Origin of the sequence: Stenotrophomonas maltophilia R551-3 (genome assembly GCF_000020665.1) — a bacterium.
Lineage (GTDB): Bacteria > Pseudomonadota > Gammaproteobacteria > Xanthomonadales > Xanthomonadaceae > Stenotrophomonas > Stenotrophomonas maltophilia_L.
Window position 1 is genome coordinate 2,878,646 of sequence record NC_011071.1, and the last position, 16,927, is coordinate 2,895,572.

General features: G+C 66.3%; 17 protein-coding genes. 6 read left to right on the plus strand and 11 right to left on the minus strand.

Annotated features, from left to right (window positions below; all coding sequences use genetic code 11):
- Positions 1-40: 40 nt before the first annotated feature.
- The 4 genes from SMAL_RS13125 to ligA all read right to left on the minus strand — a co-directional run bounded on the left by SMAL_RS13125 (position 41) and on the right by ligA (position 4,867).
- Positions 41-772: a DUF3011 domain-containing protein gene (locus SMAL_RS13125; protein ID WP_012511548.1), complete on the minus strand. Its 732-nt coding sequence runs from the start codon at positions 770-772 to the stop codon at positions 41-43.
- A 140-nt stretch (positions 773-912) separates the two neighbouring features.
- A complete protein-coding gene (gene epmA / locus SMAL_RS13130) occupies positions 913-1,869 on the minus strand; it encodes an EF-P lysine aminoacylase EpmA (protein WP_012511549.1) in 957 nt (318 codons plus the stop codon).
- Positions 1,866-2,351: a GNAT family N-acetyltransferase gene (locus SMAL_RS13135; protein WP_006376440.1), complete on the minus strand. Its 486-nt coding sequence runs from the start codon at positions 2,349-2,351 to the stop codon at positions 1,866-1,868. The genes epmA and SMAL_RS13135 overlap by 4 nt, the downstream gene beginning before the upstream one ends.
- Before the next feature lie 50 nt (positions 2,352-2,401).
- Positions 2,402-4,867, minus strand: a complete 2,466-nt coding sequence (gene ligA / locus SMAL_RS13140; protein ID WP_012511550.1) for an NAD-dependent DNA ligase LigA — start codon at positions 4,865-4,867, stop codon at positions 2,402-2,404.
- A gap of 288 nt (positions 4,868-5,155) precedes the next feature.
- On the opposite strand from ligA, the gene SMAL_RS13145 reads away from it, so the two are divergent.
- Positions 5,156-6,280, plus strand: a complete 1,125-nt coding sequence (locus tag SMAL_RS13145; RefSeq protein ID WP_012511551.1) for a pyridoxal phosphate-dependent aminotransferase — start codon at positions 5,156-5,158, stop codon at positions 6,278-6,280.
- Positions 6,281-6,370: 90 nt separating this feature from the next.
- On the opposite strand, the gene zipA is transcribed toward SMAL_RS13145, so the two are convergent.
- The 7 genes from zipA to SMAL_RS13180 form a co-directional block, all read right to left on the minus strand.
- Positions 6,371-7,111 (minus strand): cell division protein ZipA, encoded by a 741-nt coding sequence (gene zipA, locus SMAL_RS13150; RefSeq protein WP_012511552.1) that lies wholly within the window; start codon positions 7,109-7,111, stop codon positions 6,371-6,373.
- A 46-nt stretch (positions 7,112-7,157) separates the two neighbouring features.
- Complete coding sequence (gene smc, locus SMAL_RS13155; protein ID WP_012511553.1) at positions 7,158-10,661, minus strand: chromosome segregation protein SMC; 3,504 nt, start codon at positions 10,659-10,661, stop codon at positions 7,158-7,160.
- Between the two features lie 262 nt (positions 10,662-10,923).
- The gene (gene rplI / locus SMAL_RS13160; protein ID WP_006376492.1) at positions 10,924-11,376 is read right to left on the minus strand and encodes a 50S ribosomal protein L9; all 453 of its coding nucleotides are present in this window, start codon (positions 11,374-11,376) and stop codon (positions 10,924-10,926) included.
- A 104-nt stretch (positions 11,377-11,480) separates the two neighbouring features.
- Positions 11,481-11,711 carry a 30S ribosomal protein S18 gene (gene rpsR / locus SMAL_RS13165; RefSeq protein WP_005926280.1) on the minus strand — a complete coding sequence of 77 codons (231 nt, stop codon included), beginning with the start codon at positions 11,709-11,711 and terminating at the stop codon, positions 11,481-11,483.
- 11 nt (positions 11,712-11,722) lie between these two features.
- Complete coding sequence (rpsF, locus tag SMAL_RS13170; protein ID WP_006376493.1) at positions 11,723-12,160, minus strand: 30S ribosomal protein S6; 438 nt, start codon at positions 12,158-12,160, stop codon at positions 11,723-11,725.
- A gap of 229 nt (positions 12,161-12,389) precedes the next feature.
- On the minus strand, positions 12,390-12,932 hold the full coding sequence (locus tag SMAL_RS13175) for a CbrC family protein (protein ID WP_012511554.1): 543 nt from the start codon (positions 12,930-12,932) through the stop codon (positions 12,390-12,392).
- 93 nt (positions 12,933-13,025) lie between these two features.
- Complete coding sequence (locus SMAL_RS13180) at positions 13,026-13,364, minus strand: HesB/IscA family protein (RefSeq protein ID WP_012511555.1); 339 nt, start codon at positions 13,362-13,364, stop codon at positions 13,026-13,028.
- 129 nt (positions 13,365-13,493) lie between these two features.
- Here SMAL_RS13180 and asnS point away from each other — a divergent pair, with 129 nt between their 5' ends.
- From asnS to can, 5 genes are all read left to right on the plus strand, one after another.
- A complete protein-coding gene (gene asnS, locus SMAL_RS13185) occupies positions 13,494-14,888 on the plus strand; it encodes an asparagine--tRNA ligase (protein WP_012511556.1) in 1,395 nt (464 codons plus the stop codon).
- 33 nt (positions 14,889-14,921) lie between these two features.
- On the plus strand, positions 14,922-15,221 hold the full coding sequence (locus SMAL_RS13190) for a hypothetical protein (protein WP_006376524.1): 300 nt from the start codon (positions 14,922-14,924) through the stop codon (positions 15,219-15,221).
- A gap of 7 nt (positions 15,222-15,228) precedes the next feature.
- Positions 15,229-15,543 carry a hypothetical protein gene (locus tag SMAL_RS13195; RefSeq protein ID WP_006376526.1) on the plus strand — a complete coding sequence of 105 codons (315 nt, stop codon included), beginning with the start codon at positions 15,229-15,231 and terminating at the stop codon, positions 15,541-15,543.
- A 9-nt stretch (positions 15,544-15,552) separates the two neighbouring features.
- Positions 15,553-16,191 carry an FMN-binding negative transcriptional regulator gene (locus SMAL_RS13200; protein WP_012511557.1) on the plus strand — a complete coding sequence of 213 codons (639 nt, stop codon included), beginning with the start codon at positions 15,553-15,555 and terminating at the stop codon, positions 16,189-16,191.
- A gap of 73 nt (positions 16,192-16,264) precedes the next feature.
- The gene (gene can, locus SMAL_RS13205) at positions 16,265-16,927 is read left to right on the plus strand and encodes a carbonate dehydratase (protein ID WP_006376530.1); all 663 of its coding nucleotides are present in this window, start codon (positions 16,265-16,267) and stop codon (positions 16,925-16,927) included.

The following is a 16,927-nucleotide window of genomic DNA, read 5'->3' on the forward strand; positions in this document are numbered from 1 at the left end:
TTGTAGGGCCAGGCCCCGCGTGGTTGGAGCCTGCCCGGACTCAATTCACCGAGAATTCGGCACGGCAGCCGCCGTCTACCCAGATCCCGTTGCGGCTCCAGCCCCAGGTGCTGCCCTCTTCGCACGGCGTGCTGGACAGCTGCTGGGTAACGACCGCTCCAACGGAGATGCTGGCACCGCAGAAGCGGCGCTTCTTCGACTTCGATTCGCAGGTCAGACGCCGCGGCACGTCGACGAAACGACCCTCGTCGTCGGCCACTTCGAAATCGCCCTGGCAGCCACGCGTGGTCCAGACTTCATTGCGCTTGTAGCCCCAACCCTGCCCTTCCCGGCACGGAAGCACCGACAGCTGGCGCAGCAGGCGTACCGGGGCGCCATCGAGCCGCACCGGGCAGCTCTGCGGGCGACCGTTGGACTCACAGCGCACAACCCGGCGCACGAGGCGCTTGCCCTGGGTGCTGGCCGGTGCTGCCGCCCCCTGCGCACGGCGTGCGCGGAATTCGGCACGGCAACCAAGGGTGACCCACACACCACTGCGGTCGGTCCCCCACTCACTGCCGCGGATGCAGCTGTTGCTGGACAGCTGGCGGACCAGGTCGATGCCGTTGCTGACATCGATATCGCAGTGCACCCAGGCCATGTCACGCGATTCGCAGGTCACCACTTCGCCGTCATAGCCGGCCTGCTGGGCCAACGCCGACGACGGTGCGAACACCCCCCATATCGCGAGGGAGTACACCGGTGCAGCGACGACCGCGAACCACTTGACCAAAGGCTTCCCCACGAGACTGGATGAACTGCCATGCCAGTGTGAGGCACGTGGGATGATGAGAGCATCATCCTGCTTGCTGAATCAAGCGCGAAATCCGTCGATTCCGTTCAGCCTGAAGATTTCAGAAAGACCCGAAAAACTCAGGCGCGGGCAAAATCGTAGGCAAGCACATCGGCGATGCGCGGTGTGCGGTTCATCGCCATCAGCAGGCGATCGATGCCCACTGCCACGCCGGCACAGGCCGGCATCGACGGCAGCGCTGCCAGCAGCGCCTCATCCAGCGCCGGCTGCACCTGCCCACGCTCGTGCCGACGCTGCAGATCACGCTGGAAGCGCACACGCTGCTCCTGCGCGTCGTTCAGTTCGTGATAGCCGTTGGCCAGCTCCACCGCCCCCAGGTACAGCTCGAAACGCTCGGCCAACGGCGGCGTGCCGGGGCGGATGCGCGCCAACGCGGCCTGGCTGGCCGGCCAGTCGTGGACCACGGTCATGACCGCGTCATCGAAGTGCGGTTGGATGTGGTGGGTCATCAGCAGGTCCAGCCAGTCGTCGCGGGTCAACCCGACCGGATCGATATGCACGTCGCCCAGTGCGGCACGCAGCGCGGCTTCATCGGCACCGAACGGATCCACGCCTACATGCTGCTGGAACAGCTCGCGATAACTCAACACGCGCAAGCGGGCGCTGCGCCCGACCAGCGCCAGCGCCAGCCCGACCAACTCGGCGGTTTCCTGCACCAGCCTATGGTGATCCCAGCCGACCCGGTACCACTCCAGCATGGTGAATTCCGGATTGTGGCGACCACCCGCTTCGCCATTGCGGAACACACGGCCCAGCTCATAGCAGTCGCCGACGCCCGCAGCGAGCAGGCGCTTGAGCGGATACTCCGGTGAGGTGCGCAACCAGCGGCGGCGGCCACCGGCATCGACATGCCCGGTGAAATCGGTGTGGAAGCTGTCGATGTTCGGCTCGGTGTTGCCGGCCACCGACAGGATCGGGGTTTCCACTTCCAGCACATCGCGCTCGGCGAAGAAGCGGCGCAGCAGCGCGTTCAGCGCGGCGCGCTGCTGCAGCGCGCGCAGCAGGGCCTCGCTCACAGGATGCCCTCCGGGCGCGGATGGTCCAGCGGCAGGGTCAGCAGGTCACGGGTGTCGTCGATGTAGCCGCTGGCCAGGTACAGGCGTCGGGCCAGTTCGTTGTGGTGGTTCACTTCCAGGCGCAGGCGGCTGACGCCACGACCGCGTGCGCGCTGTTCGCAGATCGCCAGGGCCTGTTTGCCGCGACCACGACCGCGCGCGCGATGGCTCAGGTACAGCTCGTCCAGCAGCATGAAGTGACCGCCCTGCTCCAGGCTGAAACCCATCGCGATCACCGCATAGCCGACCACCTCGCCGGCTTCGTCCAGCCACAGCAGTACTTCACCGTTGCGCGGGTCGGCCAGCAGTGCATCCACGCCGCGACGCACGCGGGCGTCGTCGAAGTCGATCTTGTCTTCGGCGTAGAACTCGCGCATCAACGCGATCAACAGTTCCTCATCGGCACGGGTGGCCAGGCGGAAATCCAGCGGGGCGGTCTGCATCGGTGTTCCTTTGTATTTCATGCCGGGCGCAGAAGCGCCCGACGGGGGCTTCATTCGTGTTCGGCGAGATAGGCCAGCAGGCGGTCTTCGTCCCACACCGGCACGCCCAGCGACTGCGCCTTGTCCAGCTTGGAGCCGGCCTCGGTACCGGCCACCACGAAGCTGGTCTTCTTCGAGACGCTGCCGGAAACCTTGGCACCCAACGCTTCCAGGCGCTCCTTGGCGGCATCGCGGGTGAGCTGGGCCAGGGTGCCGGTCAGCACCACGGTCTGCCCATCCAGCGGGCCAGCCACGATCTCCGCAAGCGCGGGGGCCTTGGCCAGAATCTGCCGCATCGCTTTCTCAGCAGCCAGCAGCATCGCGCCATGGCCCTCGGCATCGAGCCACTCGGCCAGTCCGCGTGCGGTGTCGTCGGGCAAGCCGGCGTTGACGAACTGGCCATGCTCGGCGTCGAGCACTGCCTGCGCGCTGGGCAACGCAGCGACCAGTTTTTCCGCACGCAGGCGGGTGATGCCGGGAATCTCCGATTCCACCAGCAACTGCGCCAGGTCCAGGCCCTCGCGCAGCTTGGCGCTGGGGGCATGTGCATCGCTGATGCGCACCTGGCCGACCTGCAACAGATCATCGATGGCCTGCTGGTTGCCCTGCTGTTCGAAGAAATGACCGAGCGAGCGGGCTACTTCGCCACCGATGTCCGGCACGCGCTTGAACAGCGGCCACGGCAGATGGCGGATCAACTCCAGATCGCCAAACCACTGCGCCAGCGCCTTGGCCGTGCTTTCGCCGACGTGTTCGATGCCCAGTGCGAACAGCAGGCGTTCGAGCGTGGCAGCACGACTGGCGTCGATCGCCGCGATCAGGTTGTCAGCCCACTTGGTGGCGATCTTCTTCGTGTTCCATTCAAAGCTGGCCGGCTGCACCAGTGCCTGCGCGCGCCAGCCCGGATCGTTGCCGTCCAGCTTGAGCACGGCATTGAGCACCGCGCCGCTGCCTTCGGCAGGCAGATGCAGCTTCAGTGCGGCAGCCAATGCCGAAGGATCTTCGGCATCCAGCACCAGTTTCAGGTGCAGCAGCTGGTCACGGCTGAGCCGGTACAGATCGGCCACGCCCTTGACGATGCCGGCGTCGACCAGGGTCTCGATGTACTTGTCGCCGAGACCGTCGATGTCCATCGCGCGGCGCGAGGCGAAGTGCGCGATGGCCTCCTTGCGCTGCGCTGGGCAGGACAGCTCGCCCGAACAACGCCACGCCGCCGCTCCCTCCTCGCGCACGATCTCCGAGCCACACACCGGGCACTGCGTCGGCATCTGCCAAGGCGTGGTGCCCTGCGGACGGCGGTCGAGGATGACGCTGACCACTTCCGGGATCACGTCACCGGCACGGCGCACGATCACGCTGTCGCCGACGCGCACATCGAGGCGCGCGATCTGGTCGGCATTGTGCAGGGTGGCATTGGAGACGATCACACCGGCCACGGCCACCGGCGCCAGGCGCGCGACCGGCGTGGCGGCACCGGTGCGGCCGATCTGGATCTCGATCGCTTCCACGGTGGTGCTCTGTTCCTGCGCCGGGAACTTGTGTGCGATGGCCCAGCGCGGTGCGCGCGACACGAAGCCCATCGCCTGCTGCCCGGCGCGGTCGTCCAGCTTGTAGACCACGCCGTCGATATCGAACGGCAGGCCGTCACGGCGCTCGCCGATGTCACGGTAGTAGCCAAGCAGGCCATCGGTGCCATCCACCACCCTGCACAGCGCACTGACCGGGAAGCCCCAGCTGCCGAGCTGTGCCAGCGTGCCCGAATGGGTATCGGGAAGCTCGCCCCCCTGCACCTCGCCGGTGCCGTAGGCAAAGAAACTCAGCTTGCGCTGCGCGCTGATCTTCGGGTCGAGCTGGCGCAGCGAGCCGGCCGCAGCATTGCGCGGATTGGCCAGCACCTTGCCACCCTGCAGGCGCGCACGCTCGTTGTAGGCCTCGAAGTCGGCGCGGGCCATGTAGACCTCGCCGCGTACTTCCAGCACATCCGGCCAGTCCTTGCCGTTCAGGCGCTTGGGGATATCGCCGATCTCGCGCAGGTTGGCCGTCACGTCTTCGCCGGTGCTGCCATCACCGCGGGTCGCGCCCAGTACGAAATGCCCCTCTTCGTAGCGCAGGCTGATTGCCAGGCCGTCCATCTTCGGCTCGGCCGAGAACTGCAGGCTGCGGCGGCCCAGGCGCTCATCGATGCGACGCACGAAATCGGCCACTTCCTCATCGCTGAAAGCATTGGACAACGACAACATCGGCACCGCGTGGCGCACCTCGGCGAAACGGCCCGAGGGACGCGCTCCTACCTGCTGGGTCGGGCTGTCGGCACGGGCCAGTTCCGGATGCTCGCGCTCCAGCGCTTCCAGTTCGCGCACCATCCGGTCGTAGTCGACGTCGGGGATCTCCGGTGCATCCAGCTCGTGGTAGGCGCGGTTGGCCTGGGCGATCTGCCGGCGAAGGTCTTCGGCGCGTTCGGCGGGGCTGGGGCTCATCGGGATCCGGTGGTTCTGGGATGGCCGGGAATTCTACCGCGCCCGGGCGTCAGGCCCTGTAACACCACCGCCTTTGTAGCGTCGAGCTTGCTCGACTGACGCTCCCCCGCTCCGGTAGGTGCCAACCATTCCCCGCTCTGGTAGGTGCCAACCACTCCCCCGCTCTGGTAGCTGCCAACCTTGGTTGGCACATCTGCAGTCGAGCACGGCTCGACTCTACAAAAAACGGGCTTGCCGCCTGCCCCCACCAGCGCTAGCGTGCAGCAGCTACCCTTCGGAATCGCACCCGTGACCCTGCCTGCCTCCCGTCGCCGTTTCCTGCAACTGGCCGGTGCCGGCCTTGCCGTGGCCGGCAGCAGCCTGCCCCGCCTTGCCCAGGCCCAGCCTGCTGCGGCCGCAACGGCGCCGCCCAGCGAGGGCGCGGTACTGCTGAACTTCAATGAATGCCCATACGGCCCCTCGCCCGCCGCCCAGCAGGCGGCGTGCGACAGCATCGCCAGCTGCGGCCGCTACCGCTTCGAGCTGGCGGGCCAGGTGCGCGACGCTTTCATCGGGCAGGCCGGCATCCCGGCCGATCATGTGCGCCTTTACCCCGGTTCCAGCGAACCGCTGAATCGTGCCGCCACGCTGTGGACCGGCCCGCAGGCGGGACTGGTAGTTGCCGACCCGACCTTCGAAACGCTGGGTGAGGTGGCCGCCGCGCACGGCGCGCACGTGCAGAAGGTGCCGCTGCGCGATGACGGCGCACACGACCTGCGTGCGATGGTGGCTGCCGCGCATGCACGCCCGACCGGGCTGCTGTACGTATGCAATCCGAACAACCCCACCGGCTCGATCAGCCCACCGGTCGAGCTCGCCTGGCTGCTGGCCCACAAGCCTGCGGCCACCCGTGTGCTGGTCGACGAGGCCTATCTGCAGTACAGCGAACAGCCCAGCCTGATCGCGCAGGTGGCCCAGCGCGATGACCTGATCGTGCTGCGCACGTTTTCCAAGCTGTACGGCATGGCCGGCCTGCGCCTGGGCGTGGCCGCTGCACATCCGGACCGGCTGCGTGAACTGGCCAGCCTCGGCGACAATCCGCTGCCGGTACCGGCACTGGCAGCGGCACTGGCCAGCCTGCGCGATCCGCATCTGATCCCACAGCGGCGCCTGCAGAATGCCAAGGCACGTCAGGCCACCGTCGCCTGGCTCGGCAAGCGCGGCTTCAACTGCGTGCCTTCGGAGGCGAACTGCTTCGTGGTCGACGTCCAGCGTGACGGCGGCGCGTTCGCCAAGGCAATGGCGGAGAACGGCGTGGTGATCGGTCGCAGCTGGCCGATCTGGCCGCAGCGCGTGCGGGTGACCGTGGGCACCGAAGAAGAGATGGCGGCGTTCCGCAAGGCGTTCGCGAAGGTGGCCGGCGTACCGGCGTAGACCGCATCCACGCATGGCGTGGATCTACTGTTGTGGGTGCCGACCGTTGGTCGGGGTGGGTGCCGACCGTTGGTCGGCACGCCATGGCGCTTACCAGCGCGGGGTCTTGGTCAGCGGCGGTGCCTGGTGCTGGCGATCATAGGCACGCAGCTCGTCGCGGATGTGTGCGATGCGCTGACGACCCAGGGCATTGCGGCCGTCATCCAGCACCACGCCGTCGAGCAGTTCGGCCATGCGCTGCACGGTCGGCAGCATCTTCTCCCAGGCATCCAGCGCGGTCAGCGGTGCCGGCAGGGTCAGGAAGAAGGCGATGGCCGGAGTCTCCATGGCGCGGATGTTGGCCATGTCGAAGCTGCCCGGATTGATGACGCTGGCCATCGAGAAGATCGGTCCGCGCTCGGGGTAGCCCTCCACCAGGCGGTGGAACACGTTCATATGGCCGAAGACCAGGCCAGTCTTCTCTGCGGCCACCACGATGTCCTCGCCGCGCAGCTGTTCGCCGGCTCGGGCCGCCACCAGCAACGAAACGATCTTGTCGAAATCCTGGGTAGCGCGCTTGCCAAGATCGCTGGCTGCGCCCAGGTCGGTGTCGGGAAGACCGAGTTCGGCCTGCTCGCCTTCCCCGCCCATGCCCGGTTCAATGCGGCCATCAGCCACGGGGACGCCGTCATCGCCCAGCACCGGCTCGCGGCGTTCACCGCTGGTCGGTTCCGCGCCTTCCACGCGGCGCCCCTGGGGCTTCTTTTTCGGACGGCCAAACAGGAAGATCGCGGCGATCAACAGCAGGCCGGCGGCCAGGATGCCGATGCGCAACAGTGCCGTGTCGGACATTCGATAGGTTCTCCGGCTAGTTCATTCAGGTAACTAGGATGGCACGTCAGGCCGCGCCCGCCAATCGTGCGGCTTCTTCCAGGTCCACGCTGACCAGGCGGCTGACGCCCGGCTCGCGCATGGTCACGCCCGACAGCTGGTGCGCGGCCTCCATCGTCGCCTTGTTGTGGCTGACGAACAGGAACTGCACCTTCTCGCTCATTTCCTTGACCATGTTGGCCAGGCGGCCGACGTTGGCCTCGTCCAGCGGCGCGTCCACCTCGTCCAGCAGGCAGAACGGCGCGGGGTTCAGCTGGAAGATGGCGAATACCAGTGCCACGGCGGTCATCGCCTTCTCGCCACCGGACAGCAGCGAGATGCTGGACACGCGCTTGCCCGGCGGGCGCGCCATGATGGTCACGCCAGTGTCGAGCAGGTCTTCACCGGTCAGTTCCAGGTAGGCATGGCCGCCACCGAACAGGCGCGGGTACAGGGCCTGCACGCCGGCATTGACGCGGTCGAAGGTGTCCTTGAAGCGGCCGCGGGTCTCGCGGTCAATCTTGCGGATGGCATCTTCCAGGGTCTCCAGCGCAGTGGTCAGGTCCACATGCTGCGCGTCCAGGTACTCCGAGCGCTGCGAGGCCTCGCCGTACTCGTGGATGGCAGCCAGGTTGACCGGCTCCAGCCGGCGCATGCGGCCGTCGATCTGGTGCACGGCCTGTTCCCAGTCGCCCAGGCGAGCTTCTTCGGGCAACGCGTTGAGCACATCCTGCATCACGAAACCGGCCTTCTCCACCGCAGCCTGCAGCGTGTCGGCACTGAGCACCAGCGCCTGCTGGTCCAGCTTGCGCTGGGAAATACGCTCGCGCTGGGCCAGCGCCTGTTCGTCGCGTTGGTGGCGGGTCTGCTCGTAATTGCGCAGTTCGGCATCAATGCCGTCCAGCAGCGTACGCGCCTCGGTCAGCACACGGTCGGCACGCACGCGCTCTTCCAGCGCGTTCTGGTGCTCGGCCTGCAGCGATTCGACCGGCGAATCGCCCTCATCGAGCTGCGAGTGCAGTTCGCCCAGGCGTGAATCCAGCTGGCCACGCTGGGTGCTCATGCGCTCCAGTGCCTGGCTCAACGAGGCGAGCTGTGCACGCTGCGATTCCAGGGTCAGGGCCAGCGAATGCGAACGCTCGCGCACCGCGCGTGCGGCTTCACGGGCCAGGTCGCGCGCGTCGGTCAGCTGGCGTCGTTCGCTTTCCAACCCTTGCCGGGTCGATTCCAGATTGCCCATGCTGCTGACCGCGTTTTCCAACCGCGAACGCGCCTCGCGCACCTGTTCGTTGTTGGCATCCAGCGTTTCCAGCAGCTGCTTCAGCTCGCCCTCGATACGATCGATGCGCGTGCGCGCGGCTTCCACCTTGCCCTGCTGGCCCTGCAGCTGGCCGGCCAGCTCGGACACCGCACGGTGCGCCTGGTACAGCGCCCGTTGCGCATCTTCGCGCTGCTGTTCGGCGGCCCGCAGCTGCTCGCGGAAGCCGGACAGCTGTTCTTCCAGCTCGGCCTCGCGGTCCTGCAGCGCCTCGATCTGCTCACGCAGCTCGTTGATCTCGCGTTCGCGCAGCAGCGCGCCCTGCTGGGCCGCACCGGAGCGCGCGACGCGCAGCCAGCCCTGACCCAGGCGCTCGCCGCCCTGGGTGATGATCGAATCGCCTTCTGGCAGGCGGGCCTGCAACGTTTTCGCTTCGGCCAGATCGCTTGCAGCGTGCAGATGGGCCAGCAGGCGACGGATCGCCGCCGGGCCACGCACACGAGCGGCCAGCGAGGTAGGGGCAACCTTCAGATCTGCGTCGCCGCTGGCAACCAGCGCGATATGGCCATCGCCGAGTTCACCCAGTGCATCGACCAGGCTGGACGGATCGTCCACCAGCACGCCTTCGATCAACTGGCCAAGCGCGCTTTCCACCGCATTTTCCCAGCCGGCGTCGACATCCAGCCGCTCACCGACACGCGCGGCCGAATCCAGCCCGCGTGCCTTCAGCCAGGCCACGGCGGCGCCCTGCTCCTGGCCAAGCGCGGCCTGCTGCAGGGCCTCCAGCGAGGCCAGCCGGCCACGCAGGCCGTTGACCTGCTTGTGCAGCTCGGCCAGCTCGTTCTGTCCGTTGCGCTGCTGTTCCTGCACTGCCGCCACGCCCTGCTTGCGCAGTTCGACGTCTTCACTCAACTCATCCAGCGCGGTCTTCTGCGTGTCGTGCTGCAGGTGCAGCTGTTCGAAGGCTTCTTCCAGCGCATCCACGTCCAGCCCTGCGCGCTCGGCCACCAGTGCCTCGCGACGGCGGTCGGCATCGAGGACCTGCTTGTCCAGGTAGTCCACGCGCGTGCGCTCGACATCGCCGGCACGCGAGGCTTCGGAGCTCTGCGAGGTATGCTGCTCCCAGCGCTGCTGCCAGTGAGCCAAGCGCTCTTCCGCTTCGCGCAGGCTCTCCTGCTTGATCTCGTTTTCTTCCTGCAGCGCTTCAAGCTGCGGAGTCGCGGCGTCCACCGCCTCACGCAGCACCATCAGCTTGGCCTCATCGCCACTGATGTGCTGGCCGAGCTCGGACAGCGCCTGGCGGGTTTCATCACGCGCCTTGTGCAGGCGCTGCGACAATTCGCGCTGATGCTGGATCTGCTGTTCGACACGGGCCAGCGTGCTGCCGACCTGATAGACCGCGGCCTGCGCGGTGTTGAGCGCATCGGCGGCCTCTTCACGGCGCACCCGCGAGGTCTCGATGCGGGCCTCGGCGTCGCGCTGGTCGGCGATCAGCTGCTGCAGCCTGGTCTCTTCCTGCGACAGGCCTTCGCGCAGCTTGGACAGGCGTCCATCCAGGCCACGGAACTCCAACGCCTTCCACTCCGCGTCCTTGACCCGGCGTTCTTCCTGCAGCGCCTGGTACTGCTCGGCCTGCCGGGCCTGGCGCTTGAGGTGCTCCAGCTGCTTGCTGATCTCGTCGCGCAGGTCGCCCAACCGGTCCAGGTTCTCGCGGGTGTGGCGGATGCGGGTTTCGGTCTCCCTGCGGCGCTCCTTGTACTTGGAGATGCCGGCGGCCTCTTCCAGGTACACGCGCAGGTCTTCCGGGCGCGCCTCGATGATCTGGCTGATCATGCCCTGCTCGATGATCGAGTAGCTGCGCGGGCCCAGGCCGGTGCCGAGGAACAGATCGGTGATGTCGCGGCGGCGGCACTTGGTGCCGTTGAGGTAATAGTTGCTGGTGCCGTCGCGGCTGACCGTACGCTTGACCGAGATTTCGTTGAACGAGGCGTATTCGCCCGAGATGGTGTGGTCGGAGTTGTCGAAGATCAGCTCGACGGTGGCCTGCGAGACCGGCTTGCGGGCATTGGAACCGGAAAAGATCACGTCGGTCAGCGAGTCGCCACGCAGGCGGCTGGCCGAACTCTCGCCCATGACCCAGCGCACAGCGTCGATGATGTTCGACTTGCCGCAGCCATTGGGCCCCACCACGCCGGTCATGTTGGTCGGCAGGTGCAGGGTGGTCGGATCGACGAACGACTTGAAGCCGGACAGCTTGATCGTGGAAAGACGCATAGGGTTTCCGGACTGGGGCCGGCGAGCGGCCTGCGTTTACCCTCCAAGTCATTGATCCGATTGGGATCGCTGGCCGTGGAACGGATGTGACGCCCTGAGTATACCGATGTGGCCGTGTTCTACGAATGGGCGTGGAACATTGCCCCGCCGGGGGCGCCGGTCGGGCGTCGCCCGGCGCCACGGATCAGGCATTCGCCCAAAACAAAACGGGCACCCTCGCGGGCGCCCGTTCTGCGGTGATTCCAGGCCTTGCGGCGCGGGATCAGGCCTTTTCGGCTTCGACCACAACCTTGACGGTGGTTTCGACGTCGGCGTGCAGGTGCACCAGGACGTCGTACTCACCGATGTTGCGGAAGGCGCCTTCGCCCAGGATGACTTCGCTCTTGTTCAGCTCGAGGCCGGCAGCGGTGAAGGCATCAGCGATTTCGCGGGCGCCGACCGAGCCGTACAGCTTGCCTTCGGTCGAAGCGTTGGCGGCGATGGTCACACTCGCGCCTTCCAGCTTGGCCTTGCGGGCGTCAGCGTCGGCGTGGATGGCCTGGGCCTTGGCTTCGTAGTCGGCGCGCTTGGCTTCGAACTCGGCCTTGTTGCTCTCGGTGGCCGGAACGGCCTTGCCCTGCGGCACGAGGAAGTTACGGCCGTAGCCCGGCTTCACGTCGACCAGGTCGCCCAGGTTGCCGAGGTTGGTGACTTTCTGCAGAAGGATCAGCTGCATGGTATTGCTCCAGATGAGTTATTCGTTAGCGAGGCGATGGCCCCGCAACAAAGGCTGTCCGAATAGCTGGCACAGGGGGGCGGCACGCGGCCGCCCCGCCGGCATCAGATGTCGTGGTTGTCGGTGTACGGGATCAGGGCCAGGAAGCGAGCGCGCTTGACGGCGGTCGCCAGCTGACGCTGGTACTTCGACTTGGTACCGGTGACGCGGCTCGGCACGATCTTGCCGTTCTCGGTCAGGTACTGGCGCAGGGTGTTGAGATCCTTGTAATCGATCTCCTTGACACCTTCAGCGGTGAACTTGCAGAACTTGCGGCGACGGAAGAACTTGGACATGTCAGTGCTCCTTAGGCGGCCGAAGCGGCGTCGTCGCCGGCATCGTTGTCAGCGGCGGGGGTGGTTTCGCCTTCTTCGTCATCACGACGACGACGCTCACCACGCTCGGGCTTGTCGCCCTTCTCGTCCTTGCTCTTCATGATCAGCGACTGCTCGGTGTCAGCCTCGTCACGCTTGATGACCAGGTTGCGCAGCACGGCGTCGTTGAAGCGGAAGCTTTCGGTCAGCTCGTTCAGCACGGCCTGGTCGGCTTCGATGTTCAGCAGCACGTAGTGCGCCTTCACCAGGTTCTGGATCGGGTATGCCAGCTGGCGGCGGCCCCAGTCTTCCAGACGGTGGATGGTGCCGTTGCCGTTCTCGACCAGCGACTTGTAGCGCTCGATCATGGCCGGGACCTGCTCGCTCTGGTCCGGATGGACCATGAACACGATTTCGTAATGACGACTCATGTTTTTTCTACCTTTCGGATGTGGCCTTGCGGCCGGACAGCCCCCCGCCGTTGATACCGCGGTGGGGCAAGGATTCCCGCCAGTAAGGCAGGAAGCTGCGCATTATGGCGCAGATGGGGTGGCCGGGCAACCGGCGGGTCACAGGGCAACCTGAACCGGGGACCAGCCTTCATGCCAGCCAAGGCTGGCCGCTACCGGAGCCCCGCACAGTCCACGAATCCGCCTGGATTCACCCCAGGTCGACGTGAAGGCGATGCTGGCCGCATTCCAGGCACTGGAACAGGCAGCCGACCATCATCCCGTCCCGGCTCAGGTGCGCCAGCACCCAGTCGGCGTCGCGTGGATTGACTGCCGCCACATCGGGCCGGACCTGATCGAGGATGGGCAGCAGATCTTCGCTGCCGGCGAAGCCGAGGAAGGCACAAGGCCGCTCACAATGGCTCAGCCAGACCGATTGCTGCCAGGACGAGTAGCCCGGGGTGCGCTCGCAGATCTCCAGCAGCAGCTCGCGGGCGATGGTCGGCGGCGGATCGGCCGGATCCGGGGATACCCCCTCGATATCGCTCCAGCCGGTGAATTCCCCCTCGTAACTGGCCGCTGCCCTGCCATCGGCGATACACCAGGGGCACAGGTAATCGGGACGCAGATGTGTGTAGAACGGCCCCCGGTAACGAAGCGTCCGCGCCTGACCGCAGCAGTCACAGATTCCGTCGACCTCTTCGAAGGAGAGGGCGTAGGCATTGGGTTGATAAATGAAAAGCGGTCGTTCCATCCGTGGATCCCTTCCCTGCCGACCAAGGTCGGCATCTACCTGAGCAGGTTCCGATAGCGCCGGACCACGTCCGGCGGACGCCAGAACCGGCGGTCAGGCCTTGTCGGCGTCGGTGGTGAAGCTCTCGCCGCAGCCGCACTCGGCGGTGGCATTCGGGTTGCTGAACGTGAAGGTCTCGCTCAGGCCGTGCTTGCCGAAGTCGATCACGGTGCCGTCCACCAGGGCCAGGCTTTTGGCGTCAACATAGATCTTCACCCCGTCCTGGTCGAACACGGTGTCGTCCGCGCGCTCGTCGCGGGCCAGGTCGGTGACGTGGCCCCAGCCGGAGCAGCCGGTCTTGGTCACGCCAAAACGCAGGCCCAGCGCGCCGGGGGTCTGGGCGACGAAGCGCTGTACGCGCTCGAAGGCAATTGGGGTCAGGCTGACGGCCATGGGGATCACTCCAGAGGTACCGGGACATTATAGGGACCGGAGGAGCGCAGAAATGCCTCGCAAGCAGAACGCTGCAACCGGTAAACTCCCGTGTTCACAGATCGAGTCGATCAGCAGAGGATTCAAGTCATGACGGTGGTCAGCGTTGAACATGCGCTTGCCGGGAAAATCCCGGAAGGCGGCGAAGTCACGGTACGCGGATGGGTGCGCACGGTGCGCGGTTCAGCAAATCTGGCTTTCGTGAATGTGACCGACGGCTCCTGCTTCGCCCCGATCCAGGTCGTGGCCGGCGACGCGCTGGCCAACTTCGACGAGATCAAGCGCCTGACCACCGGCTGCTCGCTGGTGGCCACCGGCACGCTGGTGAAGTCGCAGGGCAAGGGCCAGTCGTTCGAGATCCAGGCCAGCGCGGTCGAGGTGGTCGGCTGGGTCGAAGACCCGCTCACCTACCCGATCCAGCCCAAGCCGATGACGCCGGAGTTCCTGCGTGAAGTGGCGCACCTGCGCCCGCGCACCAACCTGTTCGGCGCGGTCACCCGCATCCGCAACTGCCTGGCCCAGGCCGTGCACCGTTTCTTCCACGAGAACGGCTTCAACTGGATCAGCACCCCGATCATCACCACCTCCGACGCCGAAGGCGCCGGCCAGATGTTCCGCGTGTCCACCCTGGACATGGTGAACCTGCCGCGTGACGCCCAGGGCGGGATCGACTTCAGCCGCGATTTCTTCGGCAAGGAAACCTTCCTGACCGTGTCCGGCCAGCTGAACGTCGAGGCCTACTGCCTGGCGCTGAGCAAGGTGTACACCTTCGGCCCGACCTTCCGCGCCGAGAACAGCCACACCACCCGCCACCTGGCGGAATTCTGGATGATCGAGCCGGAAATCGCCTTCGCCGACCTGGCCGAAGACGCACGCCTGGCCGAGGAATTCCTGAAGTACCTGTTCCGCGCGGTGCTCAACGAGCGCGGCGACGACCTGGCCTTCATCGCCGAGCGCGTGGACAAGAACGCGATCACCAAGCTGGAAGACTTCATCAACGCGCCGTTCGAACGCATCGACTACACCGATGCGGTCAGCCTGCTGCAGAAGTCCGGAAAGAAGTTCGACTTCCCGGTCGAATGGGGCCTGGACCTGCAGACCGAGCACGAGCGCTGGCTGACCGAGGAACACGTCGGTCGCCCGGTGGTGGTGACCAACTACCCCGAGCACATCAAGGCCTTCTACATGCGCCTGAACGATGACGGCAAGACCGTCGCGGCGATGGACGTGCTGGCCCCGGGCATCGGCGAGATCATCGGTGGCAGCCAGCGCGAAGAGCGCCTGGACGTGCTGGATGCACGCATGGCGCAGTTCGGCCTGGATCGCGAGCACTACAGCTGGTACCGCGATTTCCGCCGCTACGGCTCGGTACCGCACGCCGGCTTCGGTCTGGGCTTCGAGCGCCTGGTGGTGTACGTCTGCGGCCTGTCCAACATCCGCGATGCGATCCCCTACCCGCGCGCCCCGGGCAGCGCGGACTTCTAAGCCCACACGCACGACCACGGAGGTACTGCCCCCATGACCCTGTTCTTCGCCCTGTGTTTCGTCGGCGTTGCAGTGGCCGGGTTCAGTGCCTTCGTGATTTTCTGGCCGCTGACCCTGGTACATGTGCGCGATCGCCATCCGGCGCTGGCGCAGCGCTTCGGCAGTGGCGCCTTCCTCAAGCCCGATGCGCTGGGCTGGCTGCTGCGGCGCGAATATCGCACCCAGCCGGACCGCTCGCTGTCCGGGCTGGCGACGCCCGCCTGGGTATCGCTGCTGACCCTGCTGGCCGGACTGGGCATGGCTGCCCTGCTCTGGCTGGCCTCGCTCTGGTAAGACACACATGAACGAACTTTCCCACGTCCGCGACAGCTGGTGGCTGGCCAGCCTCGGCAACACCCTGATCTGGGCACGCCTGCGCATCCGCGAGGCCGGCACCGCCGAAGTGCTGGACAGCGATGGCAATACGCTGAGCTACGACAGCGAAGACACCGCCCGCTCGCAGCTGTTCGATGCCGAGTTCGTCGAGTACGACGGCCTGGATGAAGAAGATGCCCTGGTGCGCGGTTTCTCGCTGCATGAAGTGCAGCCACCGCAGGCAGGCAGCGACGAAGGCCTGCGCGGGCGCATGGTGCAGTCGCTCGGCAGCCGCGCCTGAGGCCAACCGATGTTCACCCCGCGCGCTTTCGCCGAGACCGACCTGCTGTGGCTGGATCGCCTGCTGGCACGTGATCCGTTCGTCACCGTGCTGACCGCCGGTGGCGATGGCCTGCCGGAACTGACCCGGATGCCGGTGCTGTTCCGCCGCGACGGTGATCGCATCGAACTGCTCGGCCACTGGGCCCGCGCCAATCCGCAGGCAGCGCAGAGCGGGCCGGCCAAAGTGCTGGTCGATGGCCCGCACGGCTATGTCTCGCCCAGCTGGTACCCGGACAAGGAACAGATGGCACGCGTGCCAACCTGGAACTACGCCGCCGCCGAACTGCGCGGCCAGCTGCATCACTTCGATGACGAGGACGCGCTGGCGGACCTCGTTGCAGGCATCAGCGACCATTTCGAGGCCAGCGTCGGCCAGGGTTGGCGGTTTGAACCGGCGCGCGACACGCATCGCCGCCAGCTGCGCGGCATCGTCGGTCTGCGCTTTGAAGTCCAGCAGGTGCAGTTGAAGATGAAGCTGAGCCAGAACCATCCCGAAGCCAACCAGCTGGCGGCGATCATCGGACTGGAACGGCTCGGCAATCCCCATTCCACCGAACTGGCGCAGTGGATGCGCCGGTATCGCGACGAAGCCGCCGCAGGCAGCTGAGCGCCCTGTTTCCCGCGACGACGCGACCAGAACGGCCGCGCCTTGCCCCCACCCGACGTCAGGGACCCCGAACATGAAAGACATCCACAAGCTGCTGCAGAACAACCGCGAATGGGCCGACCGGATCGAGAAGGAAGATCCGGACTTCTTCCATCAGCTGGCCAAGCAGCAGCATCCGGAATACCTGTGGATCGGCTGTTCCGATTCGCGCGTGCCGGCCAACCAGATCATCGGTATGGCCCCGGGCGAGGTGTTCGTGCATCGCAACGTGGCCAACGTGGTGGTGCATACCGACCTGAACTGCCTCAGCGTGATCCAGTACGCCGTGGACCAGCTGAAGGTGAAGCACATCCTGATCGTTGGCCATTACGGCTGCGGCGGCGTGCACGCCAGCCTGAACAACACGCGGGTGGGCCTGGCCGACAACTGGCTGCGCCATGTCGGTGACGTGGCACAGAAGCACGCCGCGATCATGGATGCGATCGAGGAGCCGGAGCTGAAGCATGCCCGCCTGTGCGAACTGAACGTGATCGAGCAGGTGGTCAACGCCTGCCGCTCGACGATCGTGCAGGACGCCTGGGCCCGCGGCCAGAAGCTGATGGTGCACGGCTGGGTGTACAGTCTGAAGGACGGCCGCGTGCGCGAAATGGGCATCGACGTGGGCGCACCTGAAGAACTGCAGCCGGCCTACGAGAAGGCCCTGTCCTACGTTCCGCGCCGCGGTCGGCGCGACTGA